Annotated in this window: 6 protein-coding genes (1 of these 6 only partly in view); 1 reads left to right on the top strand and 5 read right to left on the bottom strand. The window is 46.0% G+C overall.

What is annotated here, in order from left to right:
- The 5 genes from C2745_RS05570 to C2745_RS05590 all read right to left on the bottom strand — a co-directional run.
- Window positions 1–2271, bottom strand: partial view of a YDG domain-containing protein gene (locus C2745_RS05570; protein ID WP_215383393.1) — the beginning only. It extends 26571 nt beyond the left edge of the window; only the first 2271 of its 28842 coding nucleotides appear in the window; it begins with the start codon at window positions 2269–2271; its stop codon lies beyond the left edge, outside the window.
- A gap of 301 nt (window positions 2272–2572) precedes the next feature.
- Entirely contained in the window at window positions 2573–3163 is a 591-nt protein-coding gene (locus C2745_RS05575) for a hypothetical protein (protein ID WP_215383394.1), read from the bottom strand.
- 10 nt (window positions 3164–3173) lie between these two features.
- Entirely contained in the window at window positions 3174–3761 is a 588-nt protein-coding gene (locus C2745_RS05580) for a hypothetical protein (protein ID WP_215383395.1), read from the bottom strand.
- Window positions 3758–4570 (bottom strand): peptidylprolyl isomerase, encoded by an 813-nt coding sequence (locus tag C2745_RS05585; protein WP_215383396.1) that lies wholly within the window; start codon window positions 4568–4570, stop codon window positions 3758–3760. Before C2745_RS05585 ends, C2745_RS05580 begins: the two co-directional genes overlap by 4 nt.
- 68 nt (window positions 4571–4638) lie before the next feature.
- Window positions 4639–24645 carry an MBG domain-containing protein gene (locus C2745_RS05590; RefSeq protein ID WP_215383397.1) on the bottom strand — a complete coding sequence of 6669 codons (20007 nt, stop codon included), beginning with the start codon at window positions 24643–24645 and terminating at the stop codon, window positions 4639–4641.
- Window positions 24646–24922: 277 nt separating this feature from the next.
- Between C2745_RS05590 and C2745_RS05595 the strand changes: the two genes are divergently transcribed.
- Window positions 24923–26365 (top strand): sensor histidine kinase, encoded by a 1443-nt coding sequence (locus C2745_RS05595; RefSeq protein ID WP_215383398.1) that lies wholly within the window; start codon window positions 24923–24925, stop codon window positions 26363–26365.
- Window positions 26366–26376: the final 11 nt, after the last annotated feature.

Here is a 26376-nt window from a genome sequence, read left to right on the forward strand (position 1 = left end):
GAGTGTGATGGCGCCGCCATCTGTAGTTCCGTTTGCTGCAATGCTGCCTGCTACTGTAATTTGATCACCTGAGAATGCAATTACTCCACCGGGGCCATTATTGCCATTGGCCTGCACTACGCTGCCAGCCTGAGAGTTGATGCTGGGGGCCGATGCATAAATGGAGCCACCGGTTGTCCCGTTCGCCTTGACCTCTGCTGTTGCTTGTAAGTTCAGCAAGTTGCTGCCCGTGAGATAAATCACATTGCTATTACTTTGTGTTACTGACATTGCTTGCAATGAGGTCTCGTCATTAGCGGCAGTAGCGGCATAAACCTGGTTCAGATTCTGATCTGCGTTCAGAGCAATGAGATAACTTGGCAACTCATCTGGACGCTTAGCTACGCCATTGACTGTTATTACAGTAGCACTATTAACTGGCAAGTTGGTACTGAGGTTGAGCCCACCCGACACATAAATCGCCTGTGCCAACAACTCAATTGCATTACCCAAGGAGCCTGCATTGCCTGCGAGGTTGTAGTGGCTAGTATTAATAGTGCCAGCGGCATAGATGGTCTGGGCTTGTACGGTGACCTTAGAGGCAGTGATGCTGGTGCCTACGTTTAAGTAAGCAATCGAAGAGCTGATGATCACATCTAAGTTCTGGCCGCTAATGTTGGCATTGAGGTTAAAGATGCCACTTGAGGATAGGGTCAAGGTGGTGTAGTTATTACCGCTCTTGAGGATATCTGCGCCGCTAGCAATCGTTAGGCTACCCGTACCGTTTTGAGTGCATGAGCCGATTGGGCAGGCAGTGGTATTGGCAGTTACCGCAATGGTGACATTGCTATTGGCTAGTACCGCAGAGATCAGGCTTGCAGTTGCTTGGTCAATAGTCAGATCAATCGGATCTAAGAGCCAAGTACCGGCTTTGCCGTTAGCCGCTGTAGTGAGGATTTGGGTTTGAGCAGCGATGCTCACCTGCCCTTTTGAGCTTGTCTCAATAAAGCCGCCATTACCTGATAGCGCTCCGCCCAAGGATTTGAGGATGCCCGCTACGGTGGTTTTTACTTCAGACCAGATGGCAATAGCGCCGCCATTGCCAGTCTGAGTGGCGGAGGTATCAATCAGGGCATTGGCTTCTACGGTCACACTCTTGGCCAGTTGATTGTTATTGGCTGCTTGGGTGGCATTAGCGGCAATACCGGCTGGGGTAGCGCTATTGATCTGCGTACCACCAGATACTTGGGTGCTGCCTAAGCCGATATTGACCTGGCCACCAGCGGTTGCGCCAGTAGCTGTGGTTTTAGAGTTTTGAGCAATGGTGATGTCATTGCCCACGATATTGATCTGACCGCCCTGGCCTGTTTGGCTGTTAGCTGATACGGTACCCGCTTGGGTCACAGTATTGGCTACAAGCTCAATCACCCCGCCGTTGTTTACGGCAGAACTAGCCGAGATACGGCCGGTGTTCTTAATCACGGTAGCCATGAGCTGGTTTGCTGATCCTGCTGCAATCACAACCAGGCCACCACCAACCTCTACTAGGCGCTTGTTTTCGATTAAGGCGCCATAAGCAGCCTTATCTACCGCAACGGAGATTAAGGCGTTGCCCTTAAAGTCCAGGGTAATTTGCTCACCAGAAGCCATAACTACAGTACCAGCACCTTTTCTGGCGATCAGGTAACCGTCATTGCGCACTTCGGGGGCTAGCAAGGCAATGTAACCACCATCAACATTGGTTTTGATTTTGCCTTCGTTAATCACTGCGCCAGTGCCATTACCTTTGTAAGTGGACTTACCTTCCATGAAGTCTTTATCGGCGATGTTCATGGTCGTTGCTACAACACCAGCAGCGTTTACTTGTGATCCTTTGGCAAAGGTCACACCGTTTTCATTAACGAACACTACTTGGCCATTTGCTTTGACTGAACCTTCAATCACAGAGGCATTACCACCTGTGATGCGATTTAAGGTGACTGCACTAGCGTTTGGCTGATTAAAGTTGACTGTGGCATTTTTGCCCACGTTAAAGCTGTCCCAATTGATCACCGCACGTTGTGATGTTTGGTTCACATTCATGGTCGCTGCAGTAGCAGTTTGTGATTGTGAAATGGTGGCGTTACCGGCGACGACTTGGCCGTTAGTTGGAAGTGCTAATTTTGGTAGAACTGGTACTGCAGGATTAGCAAATACTGCAGCTGAGGTCAGCAATGATGCGAGTATTGCGATTGAAGAAAAAGCGTGCGAAATTTTGCCTGCGAAATTGACTTTCGCAAAACAATTTTTCAACGATGTATTCAGAAAAAGGAGCGACCTTTCCTGATGGGCTTTTTTCAATACAAACTCAAGGTTTTTTCCGGAAGCAGAATTTTCCCAAAGCCTTATATCTATTGATATTAGCTATGGGGATAACGCTCTGAAAGCCTTGAATTTAGGGGGTCTTTTTATCCCCAAAATATGTCAGGAATGCAAAAAATGCTTACATCTAAAAATTGGGGCTATTTTGGGGTGTTTTTGATGCCATGTAGGAAAGGCTATTTTTGGTAGATTTTGCTCGCAAAAATGACTCGAAAATTGATGTGTCTACTACTTAATGAATGGAAATATTTTCACTCATTTTGACTTCTGAATTTTGTTCTTCTGTGGGTGAATTTTTTATCTGCAAAACAGCTTCACCCCACCCCGCTTGCAATCGCAATTGATCGAGCAAAACACACATGGTTTGCAATGTGTTTGGAGGTAATTTGAGGTTCAAATTTGCACCGCCTGGAAGAGCAAAATCAATCGATAAATCTGGGTCAATTTCTCCCTCTTTGAGGTCACTCATTTGCGCTAATTTTTCACCATTTTTGGTTAATGCGCAGGTGACATCTTGCACCAAAATTGGATCAAATCCCAAGGGGAAATTTAGACCGCCTTCATAACTTGGCGATGCAGATTGTTCGCTTTTGGCTGCATCCAAAATGGCTTGTTTTTCAAACTCATTGAGCGCTTTTGCAGCATCAGGTGAATATGATTGTTCTAACTTTTTTGCTAGCAAATGGGATGTCGCTGCAAGAATAAAAAGTGTGACTCTGCGTGTAAACCAGAGTCGATACTCTTCTTGATTTTGCGTATTAAATCGAAACAAAATACGGTCTTCGCTAACCAAATAGGTACCGTTAAATTGTTTGATTCCCATAAAAATTTACCTAGATAGAAATGTCTTTTGAAGGTGCTTTTTGGTTCAAATTAGGGGTACTTTTGGGTGTCATTTGAACTGGTGGAGGCGCTAATTTTGGAGTCTCTTTTTGTTCTTTTTGCTCCCTTTGTTTACTGGTGGCTGCCTCTACAAGAACCCGCTCAATGGCAGGTTTTGCACCAACCAAACTGAATCGTGTAACCGCAAAAGCGCCGGATTGGAGAGCTACAGCAAAGCCAATAGTATCCCCAACCTGGGTAGCCTTTAAGACCACCTCAAATGGACTCAGTATCTGAAAGACATTGCCGTTGATGACCGTGCATTCCATTGTCAAGGCAGTTGAAACGCTAGGGCTATTCATGAGCACGGAGTACTTTGCCCCGGGGCTACAAGCAAAGCTTTGGTGTAAATAGAAAAGGCACTGCTCGCCAGAACAAAAGGATCCAAAGGAGGTATTTGGGTCTGCAATCGTATATGCCTCATTGGTCTTGCCGCCCAGCTCAGCAATCCAGTTTTGGTAGGCTATCTTGTCCCCTGCCCAGGCGAGATTAGCCATCAGCAGCAGAAATGACAGGGCAAATGAATACATCAGCTTCATTGAATAATCTTAGCGGACTCGCGCAGTCGTTTAATGGTTTCACCCAAATATTGCTGAACAAGGGCCTGCTTTAGTTGGTTTTGGGAGGCTTCGAAAGTCGGCAGCTTGGAAGACTTAGTGTCATCCACGCGTACGATGACCCAAGCATCAGACACCCGAATAGGGGACTTACTAAAGTTTCCCTTGCTAAGGTTAGCAACGACGTTGGCTACCGGTGGCGCCAGTTGTTGAACAGAAACCCACCCCAATACACCGCCTTGGGATTTGGTGGCCGCATCAAGAGAGACTTCTTTAGCAGCCTTAGCGAATGACTCCCCCGCCTGCAATCGCCCAATCACTGCAATGGCCTCAGATTCGGTGCCGAGCACAATCTGGCTAATCTTGAATTGGGTTGCAGAGTCTGTGCCATTACCTAAGAATTGCTTTTGCTTGTTGTACTCTTCGCGCAACTGCTCCGTGGTGATGGGATTTTTGGTGAAATGGTCTTCAATCAATACCTGCAAGTAGAGATTTTGTTTTAGCTGTGTAATTTGATCTTGCAGGTCAATCTCTTTATCAAGGCCCTGCTTTACCACTTCTTGGGCTATCAGCTGGCGATTGATGAGTTCATTCCTAATGGCCTCTCTGAGCTGAGGGGTATCTTTTTGCCCTTGCGCTAGTGCCGCTCTGAGATTGATCTCATATAAGCCTTTGCTAATGGGAGCACCATTAACAGTAGCAACGAATTCAAAGCCCTTTTCTGGGGCAGCAAAAGAAAGGCTACTTACTAAAGATAGCAAACAGGCAATAATGACAAAACGGTATTTCATGAGGACTCTCAAGGGTTAGATTCCAAGGCTTGGTATTACTCAATATTACCAAGCTTGCTCAATGTAGCTTATAGAGATTGAATAGCAGCGCAGCCCTCTTCAGACTTACAGTTATTTTCTGGGCTGGTTACCGAAACCCCAGCGCCGCTAGACTGCTTGCCAATCATGAGGAGCAGATCAAAATCTTTGGGCCCGTTATATGTCATCTGTAATACACCAGCTGTAATTGCTTCAACTGGTTGGTAGATGGCCATAGTATTTGCCACAACTGGAGGCTGCCAATTAATCTCATGACGACGGCTAGCATCTCCTGTTGAATCTGAAACAAGAGACTGCGGTCCATAGGTGGTGATCTCTGCGTGCTCGATGCGACCAATATTGGTGGTGGTTTGGGCGATTGCTGGCGCATCGGCGACATTTTGATTTTGATAACCCGTTCTTACGGTCAGTCTTGCCAGCGGATTGAGGTCGCCAACATTGCCAATAAATTGGACTACTGGCATTTCTGATGCATTAGCTGGAATAGATGTAGTAATAGCCTCTACGATCAAATGATGGGTATTAGGCGCAACGTCATCTACCGTACCGTTAAAGACCACGCTTGGATCTTCTGAGAGCATGATGCGAGTCAGGCCATTGCTGCCGTTATCACCGATCAGCACACGACCCCAATATGCCTGGTTAGCAAAAGTGGTGATATCTGCTTTTGCAAGAATAGTATTGGCTTTAACGTTCAAGCTATAGATATTTGGGCCTTGGAAAAACGCGTTACTAAAGAGCACTCTTGAGCCATCAGGATTGGTAGTAGATGCGCCAACGGTGTCGTTAAATACAACCTGACCATTGAGAGCCTCGATATCCAAAGATTGCTTATTGGCAAATGAAGATGTGCCGGCCTGCAAACGACCATTAAATGTAATGTTGCCGTTATCTGATTTGAGCAACATTGGTGTGACCACGCCACCTACCGCACTACCTGCACCCAATGTAACTGTGTTGTTATAGATTTGATTGCCGAGCGTACGAATATCACTACTTAAGGTAACTGGACCATTGACAGTCAGCGCTGGAATAGTGATGGATGGGTCAAGTGCGATTGAGCCGCCATTAGAGGTGATTGATCCTGAACCCAATGCATTAGTAGAGCCAATCATTAACTTAGAAGTGTTGATGTTGGTGCCACCAGAATACGTATTGTTTCCTGAAATCGTCGTAATGCCAGCGCCAGACAGACTAATGGATCCAGAACCAGAGACTGCATTAGCAAAGTTAAAGTTATTGCCGCCAGTGAAGTTAATCACACCGCTATTACTAATAGCGCTGCCAATTTGCCCAACAGCGACGCTATCGTAGTTGACGGTGATGCCATTTGGAATAATGACGTTGGCTACGTTGCTCAAGGTTGGAATGGCGCCGCCTGCCCAGTTTGCCGCATTGGACCAGTTGCCGCCAGTTGCGCCTACATAGGTGACGCTAGAGAGCTGAGTAATCGTACCGATATTGCCAGTTACCTGGGTATTAGATAGGCTGTAGTTACCTGCATCGGCACCGCTTAAAGATAGATTAATCGATACCTGCTTATTAGCGCCAACGTTCTGGTTATTAAATTGGCCTGTCGCAGAAATCGCCACTAAATCATTTGGCAGAATCGCGCTGCTTAATTGATTGATATTCGGTGCAATTCCACTAATAGCTGCGCTACCGTTATAAACCTTGGTAATGCCTGCGATACCCAAATCGGCTGATGACAACTGTAGCGGAGTTACAGTTAAGGAGCCTACTACCATCATGGATAGGAAGTTCTGACCAGTAATGGTGGTGGCTGTATTCACTAAGTTATAGGCACCTACTGATAAATAACCAGCGCGGCTCATGACGGCATTAGCAGCTGATAATGCAAACGCTACAGAGCCGCCAGCACCATCGTTAATCGTAATGAGACCGTTATTAATTGGTGTAAGGTTCACCGCTGGTCCAGTCAACGGCAAATACTGAGCAGTAATATGGTAGCTAGGTGCGCTACCGTAGGTTACGGTTGCTGGATTGGCAAAGTTACCAGGCACACCAGAAGTCACACGAATCAACAATGTCTGGGCAGGAACGATGGTGAAGTCACCATTGGTATAGGTGATGTTGTAGTTTGGAGATGTATAGCCGCCAGGCTGCAATACACCTACGTAGTTACCTACCCCATTTTGGCTAGCATTGGTTCTGGTAATGCTCAACGAACCTACGAGGTTAGCTGGAGTCTCACCGTTTACAAAGCCATTAATGATGGCTCCTGCATAGCCAGAGGTATCGGCAATCGTTACAAACTTAGCGTCATTGGTTGCTGAAATACTCAATGCCGCTTTAGAAATCACGCTAGTGCTAGAGCTGGCCAATGAAACGTTATAGTTTGCCCCGCCATTGCCATCATTGATTACTGCTGATAGCAAGTTAACCTGTTTATTGCTTCCAGCAGTACTAGAAGCAAAGGAAACAGATGCAGATGTTACGCTATCGCCGCCTACCAACTGAGCCGACATATTTGCTAGATCGGCTGTAGTGACGTTATAGGTATAACCGCCGTCATACACCTTAGTAATCGTTGGCGCACTGAGAGAAATTGGCAAGGCTGTTACAGAAATAGTCGTATTCGCTACAGTTACCGGCTCATAGTTGGCAAATGAAGCTGCGCCTACTGGGGCTAAGCTTAAGCCATTGATATTGAGAAGACGTTGATTAGTCTGAACATGCTTGGTCGATAAGTCAGCAGAACCTGTAAGGCTGAAAGTTTCACCATTTACACCTGATGCCACAAGGTTAGCTGCATTAAAGGTTGTTGTGCCGTTATAAGCCTGAGTTCCTGTGATGGCCAGCGTAGCCTTACCGATGGTGATGCCACCATTGGTGTAAGTAATAGCGTAGTTGGTCGCTTGTGTGCCAGCTACTGGTGTGGCTACCAAGTTATCGGCGTACGCTGTGGCGCTGGCATTGGTACCTACGCCATAACCGGTGATCGTAAAGCTATTGCTATTTTTAAGACCGGATACAGTTGCTGCGCTATTGGTTTGTGCAACACCAGAGTAAGTAACGTTGCTATTAGCACCAGTAATGGTTAGTGGCGCAGCAGTAATGGCTAAGCTGCCATTAGCGTAGCTAAAGCTGTAGTTGGTTGCTGCCAGGTTATTGGCCGCTGCGCTAATCGTTGCAGTACCGACGTTAGTTGTTGCGCTAGCAGTAGTACTGATGGTTGGCGCGCCAGTAATCACGCTAGCGCTCTCCCCGTTCACATAACCGGTAATGGTGTAAGTGAGCGCTGGATTAGCATCGCCGTAGACCTTAGTCTTATTGTCTGCAGTCACCGTTAAGCCTGCTTTACCGATGGTGATGCCACCATTGGTGTAGCTAATGTTGTAGTTGGTTGCCAAGGTAGAGCCGGCAGCAGACGCTACTAAGGTATCGGCGTACGCTGTTGCGCTGGCATTAGTACCTGTTCCGTAACCAGCTACCGTAAAGCTATCGGTACCTTGCGCGCCAGTGACGGTAGCAGCGCTATTGGTTTGTGCTTGGCCGGTATAGGTTGCGCTGCTATTGGCGCCGACGACTGCTAAAGAGGCTTTAGCGATTGCTAAGGTGCCGTTCACCAGTGTGAGGTTGTAGTTGCTATCAGTACCGGTCACGGTATTGGTGTAGTTACCGTAGTTCTTACCAGTAGCACCAGAAGCAGTCACGCCAGCAAGCACTGCTGCGCTTTCATTATTAACAAGGCCTGTTGCGGTAAATCCAGAGACGCTTTGATCATTACCGTTGTAAGTCACGCTAGCGCCATTACCGGTAACCGTCGCGTTGGCTTTAGCAATCGTTAAGGCGCCATTCACTAAAGTCAGGTTGTAGTTGCTGTCAGTACCGGTAACGGTATTGGTGTAAGTTCCGGCATTAGTACCCGTAGCGCCGCTAGCAGTCACACCAGTCAAGACCGCAATGGTTTGGCTATTTACGAGACCTGTTGCAGTAAAGCCAGTCACGCTTTGGGCTTGGCCGTTGTATGTTGGGTTGGCGCTATTGGCTGTGACAGTCGCGTTCGCCTTACCGATGGTGATGCCACCATTGGTGTAAGTAATAGCGTAGTTGGTCGCTTGTGTGCCAGCTACTGGTGTGGCTACCAAGTTATCGGCGTACGCTGTGGCGCTGGCATTGGTACCTACGCCATAACCGGTGATCGTAAAGCTATTGCTATTTTTAAGACCGGATACAGTTGCTGCGCTATTGGTTTGTGCAACACCAGAGTAAGTAACGTTGCTATTAGCACCAGTAATGGTTAGTGGCGCAGCAGTAATGGCTAAGCTGCCATTAGCGTAGCTAAAGCTGTAGTTGGTTGCTGCCAGGTTATTGGCCGCTGCGCTAATCGTTGCAGTACCGACGTTAGTTGTTGCGCTAGCAGTAGTACTGATGGTTGGCGCGCCAGTAATCACGCTAGCGCTCTCCCCGTTCACATAACCGGTAATGGTGTAAGTGAGCGCTGGATTAGCATCGCCGTAGACCTTAGTCTTATTGTCTGCAGTCACCGTTAAGCCTGCTTTACCGATGGTGATGCCACCATTGGTGTAGCTAATGTTGTAGTTGGTTGCCAAGGTAGAGCCGGCAGCAGACGCTACTAAGGTATCGGCGTACGCTGTTGCGCTGGCATTCGTACCGGTGCCATAACCAGCTACCGTAAAGCTATCGGTGCCTTGCGCGCCAGTGACGGTAGCTGCGCTATTGGTTTGTGCTTGGCCGGTATAGGTTGCGCTGCTATTGGCGCCGACGACTGCTAAAGAGGCTTTAGCGATAGAGCTGGTTGAATTACTTGCGTATGTGATCGTATAGTTATTGCCGCTATTACCATCACTAATAGTTGCGCCGCTAACGTTTGCCACCTTATTAGACGTTCCTGCATTGCTATTGGCAAAAGACAGAGTTGCAGCGGTAACTGTATCGCCTGATACCCCAAGTTGTGAGCTAAGAGATGTTAAGTTTGCTGCTGTTGTTGTAAATGCAGTGGTTGCATCGTATGTCTTGCTAATGACTGGAGCAGTTAATGTCACCGCCTTTGGATTAATTGTCGCGGTAGTTGAACCAGAAATAGAGGATGTATAGTTTGCGGCATCAGCACCACTGAGAGTTCCACCGGTAATGATGAGATTTTGCAAGCCAGCGTTCTTAGTGGTAAATGCTGCAGAGACGCTAGCTACTGTTACAGCATCACCACTAATCTTGCCACTTACAGTGCCTGCATTTGTAACGGTTGCCGTTGTGCCACCGTCATAAGCCTTGTCAGAAACTGCAAAGCCAGAAATTGTTACGGCTTTTTGTGTAACCGTCAGGGTGCCATTGGTTGCAGTAGCGTTATAACCCAAAGGTGTAAGTCCGCCACCCACAATAGTGTAAGTACCAACCTTGAGAGTGCTCGAAGTAGAATATAAAGGGCTGCTAACTGAATAAGCTCCCACATCACCATTAACCAAACCGGTAGTAGTTCCAGTCAGAGCCAGTGAATCTCCATAAGTGATTGATTGACTGGTAGCAGCAATAGTGGCAACCGGTCTCTCACGATAAATTGCATACATCCCCGATGAGAGAGTTGTTGTGTAATTTGTAGTTGTCTCGTCGCTGTAGTAACGGAAGCGGCCAGAACCTGAGGTCACAAGCGATGTTAATCCTGTACTGCCAGAAACACTACCAGAGTACATGGTCACGCGACCACCAGCACCTGTAGTGAGGGCAGGCGTAGTGCTGCCAGATGTAGTTGTAATAATAATGTCACCACCAGAACTGGTTCCAGCAGCTGTGGCACTAGATGCATTAAGAATGATCGCATTACTTGCAGTACTGCTAGTGGTGATGTCTTCGCTGATTGTTAAGTTGCCACTGACCGTTGAAATGCTGATAAGGCCAGTTGCTGCGACGCCAGTCGGATTTACAACCCCTACTGTTAGCGCATTACTATCCACATAGGTAAGCGATGTGAGTGACTGGCCTGCAAGAGTGCCAATATTATTGCTGGTGTTATCCAGGGTAACGATGCCGCCAATTAGGGCCAATTTATCTGCTACGAGGTAACCACTAGCCCCATCAGTTACTGTGCCTGAAGCGTATAACCAAATCGTATTGGTGCCGGTTGCAGTTAGTGCTCCATTAATAGTAATGTTGCCACCGTATAGCTTGATCGGGCCAGCAATGCTTGTTGCCGATCCAATGGTGATGTTTTGAGTATTGGTCGATTTGCCAATCGTCAAGCCAGAGAGACTGGAGCTTAAAGTTAGCCCTGAAACCGGCCAAGTTAGCGCAGAACTAAAGCTATTGCTAATAGACTGAATAGTTAGCGCGCCTGAGCTTGCCACATTACCGGCCCAGCTTGTTGATGCCCCTGCATTGGCAATGATTGAATCTGCATTCAGGTTAATGGCACTTGTACTACTTGCCATGCTGACGCCGCCAACAGTGACTGCAGCTTGCCCCAAAGTAACCGCATTACCGGTAAGGGTTCGGCCGCCCATTGAAATTCCATAGGTTGTTGAATTGCCATAGCCATTTAGGGTGATGTCGCCAGAAGAGGCCAAGATACGAGCGTTGTTGATATCGATGCCATTACCATAGCCACCCGCGTTACCAGTTGTTGCGGATGTTCCTTTGCCGGTTAAAGTGATGCCACCACCATTCGTTGCCGCAATAGTGGTTCCAATAGCTCCAGTACCAGCGCTTCCACTGTAAAAAATCATAATTCCAGATGAATTAATTGAGCTTGATCCACTGGAGTCGCCAATAAGTTGAATCGCATTGGCAGTTGTATTTGAAGAAAAAATTGTTGTTGAGCTTGCATCGCCACCTGAATTCAGGTGGATTGCATATGCATAACCAGTGCTAGTTGCAGTTGCTACGCCTCTACCAGATAAGTAGATTGTGCCCTGACCAGAATTAATCGTGCCGGTTGCAATATTGATGCCGTCTGCATTTGATATGTTGAGGATATTGGCACCCTGACCTTGCATCAGAATATTTCCGCCGCCAGAATACATAGCCAAGCCACTTTGCGTGCTTACGCCAGATGCATAATAAGTAGTTCCGCCTATTGGCTGTGCGCCAACGCCAATAGCATAACCGCCAGGCAATCCACTGCCGTTATCTGCACCACCAGCAAAAGTAATTGCCCCGCCACCACTTAAATTGTTGGTTGTTAATCCATTGGTGGAATTAAAGGTGTTATTGGTGCTGATCTCAATACTGCCAGCAGAACCCGCAGCAGAATTTGCCCAGAACGTGATTGGTGCTTTATTTGTTTGGAATGTAAGGCCAGTTGCGGTTAATACATGTCCAGTAGCCTTTGCCATCAAACCGTTACCAAGACCAGTAATGGTGATGCCATTACTAAAGTTCACGTCGCCGTTTACGGCATTTAGCGTAATTGCCCCTGGTGTTGAAACAGTGCTAGTTACATCTATTGAGCCGTCAGTTAACGCAACGGGGCCATTAATTGAGATTGGCGAATTAATCGTAATCTTTGTAGCAGTTGGCATTGTTACACCTGCAACAGAAGCGGCGCCAATTGTTAGGCCAGTTAAGTTGTTGCCACTTACAAAATTCCACCAGCTGGTTGAAATACCTTGAGCCGAGGCAGCTGACACCGGCAAAATTGAAAGAGTTCCAGAATTGTAAAAATCAAACGCAGTACCAGCACTATTGCCATTGCTATTCGTCCACCAACTCCATTGATCAAACTTAACTGTGACATTACTGCTTGATGTAGCCACCGCAGATGCTGATGAGCCCAAAGCAGTCGTAACGGCAGCGGCTGTTGATGCTCCAATATTAAAAACGCCTGCACTAGCATTCCCAAGCCTCAATCGACCAGCTGCAGTAGTCCCTAGAATATTAATTGGGCCAGAATTAGCCAGAATGTAGTTAGTGCCACCAAAATACATGTCGTCCTGAATGCCGGCTGTATTTCTGGTGCCCTGAAGTGTTATGCCACCACCAGCACCGGTAGCCGCTATAACAGTATTGCCAGAGTTATAGAACATCAGCCCATAATTCCAGCTATTGTTAGCTGCAGTTGCTCCATTACCAATAATTTGAATCGCATTAGCTGTGGTATTGGCAGATGTAATTGTTTGTGTGTATGAGCCCGCATCAAAGACAAACAGAATGCCTGAGGTGTAATCCCCAGCATTATTAGATTGGCCTACGCCATTGAGGTAGATGGTGCCAGTTCCACTATTAATTGTGACGTTACGGTCAAATGAAATACCGCGGGCACCAGAACCACCGCCAGAACTAGAGGTCCCCGATTTACCCTTAATAGAAATATTTCCACCTGCCGTATTAAAGTTGATTGCAGCACTTGCATTAAAGCCATCAGACTGAGTTGAGGTACGGCCTTGAGCGTAACCCGTGTCAGTAACAACACCGTTTGCGTCTGTTGTAAGAGCGCCACCGCCAATAAATAAATTCCCGCCATAAGTATTAATCGTGAGCGTTTGGACATTAACGCCGCCATTGCCTGCCCCAGCAGAATCAGAGACAAGCGTTACGCCTCCATTATTAGTGCGGAATGTTTCAGTGCCCGTTACATACATTGATCCATAGGACTGAACAAAAATACTTGCACCAGCAGCGCTGGTTGTGATGTTATTGGATAAATTTACAGCCCCACTAGAATCAGTCAAGCTGATTGAACCAGCGGTTGAAGTGAGCGCTCCTGCAAGCGTTAAGCTACCGGTAGAGGCTACCGTCACACCGGTTCCAGCAGAAATAGCTCCGGCGAAATAAACACCACTTGTACCATTGGCTCGATTCGCTGAATCCGCTGTAGCAAAAGTATTATTCGTAATATCCGTTGATAAAGTAGCGCTAGCAATTGTTGCGCCTTGGAAAGTAACTGCTCCGCCAGCAGTTACTGAATTATTGGTGATAGTGGTACTACTATCAATGGCTTTGCCAGATATGGATTTCGCAGAAAATATCACGTTTCCGCCAGCGCTCATGTTGTAGCCAGCATTACTATTTAACCAAAGACCGGTGCCAGAACTAGCGTAACCAATCAGATTAATATCTCCCGAGGTAGTCGTTAGTGAGGCATAGTAGTCATTAGATAGACCGTAACCACCAGCACCGCTAATGGTGATGCTATTAGCGGCTTTGGTTGGCAAGCGCCAGAGATTACTCCAGTAGTTACTATTGTTATTCAAGCTGTTCACAAAAACACTGCCGGACTCAGATGTAACACCACGCCCTGCAGCCGTGCCACTGTCACTCACCATTGAATAAATACCTAAACCTTGAGAGCTTGTACCTGATATCGTGACATCTTGTTTAGCCATCAAGGTTATATAAGAGTCATAAAAAGCAACCCCAGCGCCGCCGAGACTCACATTATTAAAAGTATTTGCAGCGCCATAGGTATATCCAGTCATACTCAAGGAACCGTTATAGGATCTAAAGTAAGAATTAGTCGCACCCCCTACCCAGTTAATGATTCCATAGGAGCCGCCAGAGTTATTGGCACCAGCATAAGCAGCCGTACCCGTTAGAGAAAGATTGCCATATGCGTATATCTTTGGAGCAATGCTATTCAAAGCTATAAAGTAAATTCCTGAGGCGCTAGCATTCGTTGAAATTTCTTGAGCATTAATAGAGATGGCGCCACCACTCGTTGGAGCAATAGTAGTAATGGTTGATGGATTATTCACCGCATATAAGCCACCTGTCCATATGAGACCCCAGTTATAACCGGTTGCTGCATAACCTGGTTTAGCAGCGGCAAATCCACTGACAGCGTAATTTGTTGGGGTTGCAGCAATGGCCGCAGTTATATTTGTTACAGCTGTTGCAACAGCCGTATTGGCGCTACTGTAAGTGTCAGAACCACCGGTTGCATTCCAAGTATTAGTTGATAAGGTGGCGCCTTGGAACGTAATATTCCCGGCCAAGGCAACGATATTAGGATTATTATCGTATCCGCGAATGGCCTGGTCATATGCAGAGTATCCAGATACAGTGATATTGCCATTCGTTGATCTTAATACGCCGCCTGCATTTACTGTAATTGCTGGCCCAGCCACTGTGAAGTTAACGCCATAACCATTTGATTGAGCGCCATAACCAATAATGTCAATATTATTTTTTGCGCTTACAGAGCCACTGAAATCAAAGTAAATCCCGCCATAGTAACCAGCGGCTGAAATACTCACAGAGCCATTGATGGCAATGATGGGTGTACGCAAATAGATATCGTACCAAGTGGTATTAGTTTGGGTTGAAATGCCTTGAATAGTGATATTTCCGTTTGCTGATGTAACGGAACCGCCACTACCGCTATTGTTGTATACCCAAAAAGCGATGCCTCCAGAAGCACCCGTAGTCACGCTATTGATATTAATATTTCCACTTGCCAAAATCTTTACAGATAAGTCATTAAGCGTAACTCCATGACTTGTACCAATAGCATTTATATTAATAGCGCCACCAACAGACTGTAGCGTGGAACCTGAATTCAAGTTAACACTATAGTTGCCTGATGTATTGGCATAGATATTGACGTTACCATCCACGCCAAGAGTGATATTGCTATTTAAAACAAAACCGCCTAATGCATTTAACGTTAATGAGTTACCAGTTGCACTAGAAATATTACCGGCGATCGTAATAGTTTGAGTATTGACGTTAGTAGCAAGCGTTGTATTGCCATTAAGCGTACTCGCGTTAACCGTTAAAGACGTATTGTCCTTAAAGTTAGCGGATGCATTGTTAAGAACTAGGGTTGAAACAGCATTTGAAGCATTGGTTGCCGTGAGATTGACATCCTTCAAGGTCAATATGTAGGTGCTAGCAGATATTGCGCCACTCAGAGTAAAGGCACCCACCCCACTAACCGTAGAATTTGCTGTCAAGCTGATAGCATTGGAGGCGCTACTTCCGTTTGTATTGCCAAACAAAATTCCGCCGTTCAGCGTAACAGTGCCAGACGACATATTAGAACCACTTGCTCCGCCGGTATTCGCGGATAATGTGCCGGCAGTAATTGTTGTTCCACCCTTAAAGGTGTTTGCACCAGACAAAATGACGGTGCCAGTGGATGTGCCATCAGTATTAATCTTTAGAGGGTTTGCATCACATCCGCATGAAGCTGCCTCAGTAGTAGAGACAAAAGTTCCGCTGACAGTAAGAACTTTACCGGCAGCGACATTCAGAGATGTGCCACCTGATTTTGTTAAGGTCATACCGGTGGCGCTAATCGTTGAGTCAGCCGTAACGGTAATATTGGAATCCAAATTCCAGGATCCCCAAGCGGATGTTGTACCACCCCATGCCAGCGTTCCACCAGCTAACACTAAACTACCTACATTTAAATGGTAAGTATTTGCACCTAATCCAGTTAATGTACCGCCAGAGTTAAGAGTAAGCGTTAAACCGCTATGCAGTTGACTACCAATAAATCCATTATTTGCAGCAGTAGCTAGGATGGTTATTGCTCCGCCATTATTAATATTTATTGCCGATGCATTTCCTAAGCCGCCAGCAGCAGAGTTTGTTCCGGCAGTCATGCTAACTGCCTGAGCAACGTTTAATGTTCCGGTAAAGGCTTGATCACCGCTTAGTGTGACGGTATTTGATCCACTCAAATTCACTGTACCAACGCCTGCCGCTAAGTTTGAGAAAGTTTGAGCTGCAGAACTTGAGTAGGTAAAGATAGCTCCAGATGCCGTTGTAAGCGCTTGCGAATAATTACCGCTACCTAAGCTTCCTGAGCCACCAATCGCAAGAGTTCCATTGGAAACTGTTGTGGTACCGCTATAGCTATTAGCAGCTGTGAGCGTTGTAGTTCCAGAACCTGACTGCGTTACAGAGCCCGTTCCAGAAATAATATTTGCCTCTGTAATGGCATTGCTTCGGTTGTAAATTAAAGAGGCATTATTCAGAACGCCACCCGTTCCAAGTGCACCCGTTGTACTACCAGATCCAACTTGCAACGCACCCGCTGAAATCGTAGTGCCGCCGCTATAGCTATTAGCAGCAGTGAGCGTTGTAGTTCCAGAACCTGACTGCGTTACAGAGCCCGTTCCAGAAATAATATTTGCCTCTGTAATGGCATTGCTTCGGTTGTAAATTAAAGAGGCATTATTCAGAACGCCACCCGTTCCAAGTGCACCCGTTGTACTACCAGATCCAACTTGCAACGCACCCGCTGAAATCGTAACGCCACCACTAAAGTTATTTGTGTTCGTAAGGATAACGGTGTCGGATCCAATTTTGGTTAGCGCACCCGTACTGCCAATCACACCGCTTAATGTGATATTGCCATTTGAGCCGCCAACAGATGTATCCGTTGCCAAGGTAATTGCGCCGGCATAGGTGGCCGCTGTACCCGAACTATTAGTAAGCGCCCCGCCACTACTAATACCCGTACCGTTTAAAGATAATGGATTGGTATTGGTCATGGTGATGCCATTGAGATCTAAGACAGCACCACCTGTTACCGAAACAGCTGAGGATGAAGCACCTAACGCTGCAGCATTGGCAACCTTCAAGGTTCCAGCTGAAATTGTTGTGCCGCCGGTGTAGGTGTTCGCGCCTGAAAGCGTTAAGGCACCGGATCCAGCCTTGTTAACACTAATCGCCCCAGTGTCATTGCTGATAATTCCAGAGAAAGTAGTGTTGGAGTTATTTCCGCCAACTGTGAGTGTTACTGGAGTTAAAGCAGCTTGTAGCTGCGTAGCAGTCAAGTTGGTGTTGTACACCTGAACAGAGTAGATATTTCCGCTTAAGAAATAACTTACAGCATTGTTGTTATAAGAAGCACCAATTAAGGTGTTCATTAAATTCGATGCCGAACCAGCGCCGGGGGATACCGAACCAGATGATATTGAGCCCTGTGATACGCCATTAATATAGGAAGTTAAGGTTGCGCCGTCGTAAACCATAGATACCTGAACAAGCTGGTTAGCGGTAATTGCATTTGCACTAGCGAAGTCCCAGTTTGGACCCACTTCACGGTGCGCTTGAATTGTTCCATTGCCATTCAACATCAAAACGTAATCGCCTTCTCTGCCAGAATTTTGTCTACCAATGAATGCGCTAGATTGGAATGTTGGGACGCTGACCCATAAGTTCATCGTGAATCTTGATGTGCCATTGAGCAAGAGTGATTGAGAATTCCCCAAATCAAAATACTGATTGGTACCGTTCAGCGTGAAATACTTGCCGGTCGCGCTATATGTTGGGCTGCCAATAATGGTTGCATTGACAGAGCTATCAACGAGATTGTTCCAGGTAGTTCCAGAGCCAGAGTAGGAAGCAGGATTTGCCGCATCTAAGGCCAACACTAAATTGCTGTTGATGTAAGGGTTTATGGTGGAGTTAACTGAGCCAGCCCCAGAAAGAGATCCAATGGAGACTGAATATCCAGAGAGGTCTAAAACTGCGCCCGATGCAATTGTCAAATCTGTTGCAGACGGCAGCGCATTAGCAAGACCCAATCTAATCGTGCCAGCACTAATGGTTGTTGCTCCAGTGTAGGTATTTAAACCAGCCAAAGTCAGAGTGCCAAGACCAAGCTTGGTTAGCGTTGCGCCAGATCCTGACATTACGCCTGTGAGAGTTCCATAGCCGGCTACCGTAAAGCTAGCAGAAGTAGCAGGAATTAGATTTCCTGTGATTGCCATTAAGTTGGCATTTAAGGCAATCTGGTTTGCAGTGACGTTACCAGTGATATTGATATTGGAGAATTGGGTAGTACCGCTGCTGGTAATCGTTAAGTTTTTGCTAGCGCCTGCATCCGATACGTTACCAGTGATATTCACGTTTTGACTTGGGGCGGTAATTACGGCGCTATTATTTATAGTAACGGGTCCAGTTAAGTTAACACCCGCAAAAGCGTTGCCTGTGTAGTAATAACCCGCTCCATTTGACACAGCAATACCATTGGATGCCGTTGAAGAGGCAACATAGTTCGCAGAAGTTGATAACTTAAAGGCTACATACAACTCATCTCCGCCTCCATTTTCTGAGAAATACGCATAAATTGGATATGCCTTGCCAGCGACCAGTGAAGGCGTATTGCCGTTACTAGTTACACAACAGTTGAACTGGCCGGAGACATAACCAGTGGTGCTATTACTGACATTGGTGTTTGCTTGCAAGGAGGAAACCAATGACGTAATCGATTGCCCCTGAGTACCCATAAATAAGTAGAATGGGTCATCGCCAAAAGTGGAAAACGTATATACGCCCGATACCTTTGGAACAAAATATCCAGTTACTCGATATGAATACGTATCGTCGCAAGACCCAGAGTTACAAATATTGATGGTGGTGCTAGTTACAGAAGTGGTAGCACCACTAGCACCCGCCACTTCAGTTGCTTGAACGTTTTGTCTTGTGGCTGTATTAAAAGAAGTGAGGTTTGCTCCAATATAGCCATCAAATTTCTCGAATAACAGACCGTCTGATAAGCCAGTTACGGTGGTAATGTTTCCGTTAATAGTGATACCACCGCTAGCAGTAACCGTCAGATTGGTTAGAGCCTTGCTTCCGCCGACTGCTCCATTAAAGATTGCGGCACCAGAACCAGCATTAACTGTTAGCCCAAGAGGAGTTGCCACAGCATTACTATCAATCGTGCTCGCGAATTGAATCTGGCCGTTACCAGTTGATCTTAAGGTGATAGTTGAATCATCGACCCAGCTAGATGTACTCAAAAGTATTGGGGCGTAATAATCTTGATTGCCAGTTGTGGTAATGTTTTTTGCCAGGATCACGCTACCGGTATTACCACTCTTGCCTAATGTCATACTACTTAAGGTATTGCTAATGGTGACGTTTGAAAGGTCAACAGTGCTGGTGAAATTAGCTCCACTAGATTGAATCGTTAATGGACCAGTTGCGTTGATAGTCGTTGAGTTAAACGTTAAGGCATTGCCGGTGATGGTGATATTACTAGTACTACTAGCCACACTAGAGCCATTATTGCCAAATATGCCGCCAAGAATCAGTCCTGTACCGCCAGTGCCAGACAAGGAAATTGGACCGCTCGCAGCGTATAGCCAAAGACCGGAAGAATTAATTGATCCGTTTGTATTGCCACTAGTATTTGTACCAGTAATACTAATACCACCTGTGCCAGTTTCAACGGCGGTAAGGTAACCCTGATAACCCGCATATGCGCCAGTAGAGGCGGTTGTAGTTCCAGAAATTGAAATTGCCGTAGCTGAGGAATTGCTAGATTGCAAAACTGGTGTTGGGCCGCCAGACCCGCCGTAATTAAGCTCAATTCCGTGGCCCGTTCCAACGCCTTGGCCATTTAGCGTAATTGTTCCTGCACCTGCATTAATAATTTGTGTTGAGCCTGAGCTAGCACCTCGCCAAGAAATGCCAGGCGCACCATCAGCAGCTTTTCCTTGAATTAATACGTTGCCGCCACCACTATAGAGTCGAATATCATTTGAAGAAGTGCCGTATCCAAAAGCAGCAAGCTGAACCCCTGCCGGCACAGAATCTCCCCAGGATGCAGTTCCAATTGCAGCGTAGGCATAACCCGTCGGGAGACCAGTATTTATATCAAAACTGCTACCACCAGCTAGTGTAATGGCGCCGCCGCCAGAGGTTTGATTGGTTGAGCCATTTGCAGAGTTAAGTCGAGCGCCTGTTTGTAAACCAATCCATCCATCACTATTTCCATCAGAATCAGCCCAGATAGTGATGTTGCCATTATTGGTTTGTAGGGTTTTATTTTGTTCGTTATTAATGTAACTGGCGGCTTTCAGCAAAATACCAGCGCCAGCAACATTGGTTGTTAAATTGGCATTAAAGTAGATAGAACCATTATTGCTAATGAAATTAATCGGACCTGCAATTGTGAGATCTGAGGTGATATTCATAGCAGAGCTTCTTCTATAGGAATACTCACTCCATGTGCCCGCTGGTAAAACAAGATAGCCACCATAGTTATTGGAGACCGCCCCAATTGTCATGATCGGTAGCGCTGTTGAACTGCCGCCCAAGTAAGAAAAGGTTGGGTCAGAAGAAGTACTATTGCTAGAAATATTTAAACCGAAACTCGATCCAGCCGCTGCAGCGCACTGCCCGCTACATGTAGAGACATAAACTTTGGGCTGGTTAAGCTCAATATTATCCGCAGTCAGCTTTAAATTATTGGTGTAGATGTAAATTGAATAATAAGTTTCTGCAGCCACACCAAGCTTGATACCTACTTGATTGGTTGGGGTAACGCCAACAAACTCAACTGTAGGTGCCCGCAATTCAGCGCCAACCAACCGCACCCCTTCACCTACATCAGATTTACCTGCAATAAAAATCTTACCTGTTACTGATGTAGCACGCATATCAAAACTTGTAGCACTACCCCAGCCAAGTTGCATGGCACTACTTACCGTCCCAATTGCATAAATTGAAACGTTTTGAGCATAAATTTTAGAACCCGAAAACAAGGTGGCGCCAAGGGTCGATGCGCTAATAGTGTTTTTTCCAGCAGCTACAAAATTACCGCCAACACGAATATCTACAGCGGCCGTGCCAGCACCTTGCGTCCCTAAATTAATCGCTGAATAATCAGCACCATTTGGACCGCCAGAGACTGTTGTGGCGTAACAATTATTGCAAGAAGCATTCCAATTTGAAGATGTGATGGAAGTAACATTTGTACCGCCCATGTAGAGCGATCCCGTACCTGTTGATGCAGTGTAGGTAGAATTGTCTGAAGTATTTAACCAAATCTTAACGCCACCATTAACTGTGATAGCACCACCAGCCTGAAAAATTAGATCTGCATTGGTATTTGTGGTGATGCTGGCTGAGATAAAAATTGAACCAGTTGCAGTAATGGTAACTGTTGCCCCTGCCGCCAACTGACTTTGAATGGTTCCCGCATTAACGTTGGTAGCGGTGTCTCCAGAGCTAGAAGCTGTGCCGTTACCAACAATGCTCACGTTATAAGGGTCCAGCAACCACATACCACCCCGACCAGCATTAATCGTTCCGAGTAAATTTAATGTGTGTGCAGAGGTTTCAATAAATCCACCAACACCTGCCGCACTTAATGCCTGGGTACCTAAGGCTGTTCTTGTATCTAGGCTCGTATAAATAGAAAACGGCAATGTGCCATTCTTAGCATCATTGCCGATTAGGATTGTTCCGCCTTGATTAAAACCAGTTGCTTCTACTGTTGTATTTGCAAGAATGGTTTGATTAAAGGCTGCAATACCAATGCTTCCGCCACGACCAGTAGAGCCGTTCGTTTGAATGAGTGCGTTTTGTATGTTGAGGTTGCCAGCATTGCTGACGATGGTGATGGAGTCACCATCTGTGTAACCATTAGCGCTGATCAGCGCTTGGTTGATTTGAATGTCTTGATTTGATGTGAGCGTAATCGTGCCACCTGGACCAGCTTGGCCATTGGTTTGCACTACTGCTGCGTTATCAATTGTTAATGTGTTTGCTGTAACAGCAAAAGAACCACCCTGCCCATCATTACTGCTATTGGCTGCAACTGTTCCCGCTAAATAAACATCAGTGCCGTTAATAGCAATTACGCCGCCGGGGCCGTTGTTACCGTTAGCCTGGATCAGTGATCCACTTTGGGCATTAAATTGCTGTGCTGATAAGGTGATATGGCCGCCAGTTGTGCCATTAGCCAAAATTTGGGCGGAGCTATAGATAGTTAAATCATTCGCCGCGATCAAACTAATGACATTGCTCTGATTATTTTGATTGCTTTGGTTATTTTGTGTGCTTGCATTTGCATCATTGGCAGCGGTGCTCGAGTAAACAATATCGAGTGCTGTTGCAGTGATGTTGTTTGGATTATTTTGCGCAGTCAAGAACGTTGGTAAATCTTCTTTGCGAATGACGTTGCCGTTGTACGTGACTGATGCATTTGGTGTGCTGTTGCTTGGTGTTGTTGAACCAGCATTGAGTACGCCACTCACATATAAAGCTTGTGCTAACAAACTGATTGCAGAGCTTAGTGGTGAACTGCTATTACTTGCATAAGTATTGATTGTGCCATTCGCATAAATAGTTTGCGCTTGCACGGTAACTTGATTAGCAGTGATGCTTGTACCAACGTTCAAGTAAGCAATTGAACTATTGATGATCACACTTAAATTTTGTCCGGTGATGTTTGCATTGAGATTAAAAATTCCGGAAGAAGTTAATGTCAATGTTGTTGGTGTGAGACCTTGCTTGAGAATGTTTGCACCACTCGCAATGGTGAGTGCCCCACTACCCGCTTGCGTACAGCCGCCAAGGCTTGGACAGACATTGCCGTTCACAGCAATGCTCACGTTGTTGTTTGCAAGCGCAAGTGAAATCACATTCGCTGCAGATGCATCAATGATTAAATCAATTGGATCTAAGAACCATAAACCAGAGCGACCTTTTGCAGCACTTGTATCAACAACCATTTTTGGCGCGAGGTTTACTGCACCCTTAGAACTTGTCTCAACAAATCCACCGTTACCACTGAGTGCACCACCAATTGCTTTGAGTGTTCCAGCAACTGTCGTTTTAACTTGTGACCAAATCGCAATGGATCCCGCGTTACCGTTTTGTGTTGCGGAGACATCAATCACTGCGCCTGCTTTTACAGTCACTGTGTTTGCCATTTGTTTTGTGTTTGCCGCTTTTGTTGCATTACTTGCAACGACTGCTTGATTTTGTTCTGCGGTATTAGCTGACGGTACTTGTGCATTTTCTTGTGTGCCACCAGAAACTGCTGTTGCAGCCAGACCTACGTTAACTTGACCGCCACCTGCTGTGCCGGTAGCGCTAGTAGTCGATTTTTTGGTGATCTTGATGTCATTTGCTACCAAGTTCACTTGACCGCCTGTTTTACCCTCTGCCGTGGTGTTTGCTTCTACGGTGCCAGCCTGGGTGACGGTATTGGCTACCAATTCAATGACGCCGCCGTTATTTACGGCTGAAGAAGCTGAAATACGGCCAGTATTCTTAACTACGGAGCTCATGAGCTGGTTAGCAGCCCCAGCAGCAAGGACGATCAAGCCGCCATCGGTCTCAACAACCCGTTTATTAGTAATTAAGGCCTTGTAGGCCGCTTTATCTACGCTAACCCCCACCAGAGTGCGATTTCCCTGGAAATTAAGGGTAATACGCTCGCCGGCAGCCATGACTACAGTGCCCTGGCCCATAGTGGCTAGGACATAGCCCTGGTTTTGGACCTCTGGAGCCAATAAAGCGATGTAGCCGTCGGCCACATTAGTAGAAATAGTGCCCTTATTGACGATTTTGCCGGTTCCATTGCCCTGATAGGTCGATTTTCCGTCCATGAAGTCCTTATCGGCAATATTCATGGTGGAAGCGACCACCCCAGCAGCGTTTACTACGGCACCCCTGCCAAAAGTGACGCCGTTTTCATTTACCAGGATGACTTGGCCGTTGGCGCGCATCGCTCCGTTGATAACAGATGCGCTAGGACCGGTTACGCGATTGAGTGTGACTGCATTCGCGTTCGGTTGATTGAAATTGACCTGCGCGTTTTTGCCAACGTTAAAACTATCCCAGTTAATCACTGCGCGTTGTGATGTCTGATTAACGTTCATCGTTGCAGCAGTCGCAGATTGTGTTTGTGAAATCGTTGCGTTACCTGCAACAACTTTGCCACCAGTTGGAAGTGCATTTACTGCAACTTGAGAAAATGCATTTGGCATCTGGAAAGCCAAAATTAAAGTTACCGAAATGCTCTTCGCTAAGGTGGTTTTTTTAATCGCGTTTTTGAGCGAATTTTGAATCGCTTTTTTGCTCAAAATTTGTTGAATATTTTGTGCGCATTTTTTGCACAACTCAACACCATTTTTTACGGTGATTTTTTGGAATGTTGTTGCGCTGAAATTTTGCTGTAATTGGATTGAGAATTTCTTTGCAAAAATTTCTACCTTGCTAAATAGATTTTTTGTATCAACAACAATGATGTTGCGTAGTACGCTTGCATCTACTGTGTTGATCGCTGCGCGCAGCAGCTCGCAGCGCTTGCACAAGGCAGCGCTTAGGGTAGCGAGTTTTGCGATAACAGCCTGGATCACTTCGATGTCTTTTGGTTCTAGTACGCGTTTACAGAGGAATATTCCATGCGCGATTGTAGAAATTTGAGGGTTTTTTCATAATGTACTTAGGTACATAAATGGGCTAAATACACCCCCTGTTTTTGGCCGAAAATGGGCTATTTTTCGTATGGTGAATTTTTAGCGGGAATCAGGTCGTTTTTGGTGGTTAAACTGAACCCCATTAGCCGAGTTCCAAAACCCTCCAAAAAGAGCCCAATTTAGTTCTAATTTTTATCAATAGGTCCATTTAAAAAGCATGCATCCAATCAATTCTTTAGCGATCACATACCTGCTTTTTACACTCGTTTCTAGTGGCATTATTTACGGTGCATTTAGAAAAAATTTAGACAATTCTGCTAAGTATTTTTTGATTGCAGAACTCTTTATGGCGATCACTTCTGCGATCATTTTTATGCAAAATCATTCGCCCGATTGGTATAGAAGCGAAACTCTTGCAGCTGGAAATTTCTTCTCCATTGGCTCTGAAATTGCAGTGCTTTTTAGTGTCCAATCTTTGGCCAAAAATGTCGCCATTCGACGCTATATTTTTTCGCTTTTTGCACTACTCATTTACGTATTTTTAATTGAAGTAATTCGCCATTACTTCGGTTCAAAAATCATCATTCTCATTCACAACACTGTGATTGCGAGCATCTCGATTTCGATTTTTATTACGTGTAAATTTAAGAGTGATACATCACTTGCGAACAATCGTTTCATCAAATCATTTCGCTTTTTTGAAATGGGTTTAATCATTTTTTCTGTAGTGCGCGGCATAGGATATTTCGCAAACACAGTGATCGTTCCAAGAGACAATCCAAGCACTTTCGTGATCTTCATGTTTACGCTTTATGTCACCATGAGCGTATTCCGTTACATGTCTTATATTGGTCTTCGAATCACCTGGGTTGACCCCAAAAATTGGTCAATAAATCCGCTTAATCGGGACCTTGCTAAAGCCATTGAGGAAAAAGACCATCTTTTAAGGGGGTTAATCGCCTCCAACCGGGTCATAGGTATTAGCGCCCTGGCTAGCTCCCTCGCCCACCAATTAAGCCAGCCTTTAACCGCGATTTCTTTGCAGGCTGACCGCTCTAGACGCGAGCTTGCTAAAACGTCCGATAACCCGGTTTTAATGAATTCCTTAGACGAAATCAGCACCCAATCCGGTAAGCTGGCTGAATTGGTTAAAAACCTGCGCCAACTCTTTAGCTCTCGTAACTATGAGTTTCATTCCTTTAGCCTGCATAAAGCCTGTCATGAAATCCTGGATATTGTGGAGCCCACCCTCCAGTCCAAGAGAATCACCCTCACCCAGCGCATTGATACCGACCCTCTGGTACATGGTGATGCCATACAGATTCAGCAGGTATTGATTAACGTCTTTAATAATGCAATTGACGCTATCTCTACTGCCCCCGAAGGTCTTAATGGCCCTCGAGAGATTGTGCTAAGTATTGGCCAAAACGAACAGAACGCCGTTTTGCGGATTGAAGATAGTGGAACTGGTATTGATCCATCCCTGCTACCCTCGATTTTTGAGCTCTATAAGACTACCAAGCAAGGCGGCCTTGGCGTTGGTCTCTGGCTTAGCAAGACCATCATGGAACGCCATCATGGCAGCATTACAGCGGTCAATGGATCAAGCGGCGCCGTATTTGAGATTCAGATCCCTTTGGCTAAAGCCATCAGCGAATAAACTACTGATTC

Origin of the sequence: Polynucleobacter sp. AP-Kolm-20A-A1, assembly GCF_018688315.1 — a bacterium.
Taxonomy (GTDB): domain Bacteria; phylum Pseudomonadota; class Gammaproteobacteria; order Burkholderiales; family Burkholderiaceae; genus Polynucleobacter.

Coding starts and splice junctions, on each gene's coding strand:
- C2745_RS05575 (WP_215383394.1), bottom strand. CDS start 3,163: ATGGGAATCAAACAATTTAACGGTACCTATTTGGTTAGCGAAGACCGT.
- C2745_RS05580 (WP_215383395.1), bottom strand. CDS start 3,761: ATGAAGCTGATGTATTCATTTGCCCTGTCATTTCTGCTGCTGATGGCT.
- C2745_RS05595 (WP_215383398.1), top strand. CDS start 24,923: ATGCATCCAATCAATTCTTTAGCGATCACATACCTGCTTTTTACACTC.
- C2745_RS05585 (WP_215383396.1), bottom strand. CDS start 4,570: ATGAAATACCGTTTTGTCATTATTGCCTGTTTGCTATCTTTAGTAAGT.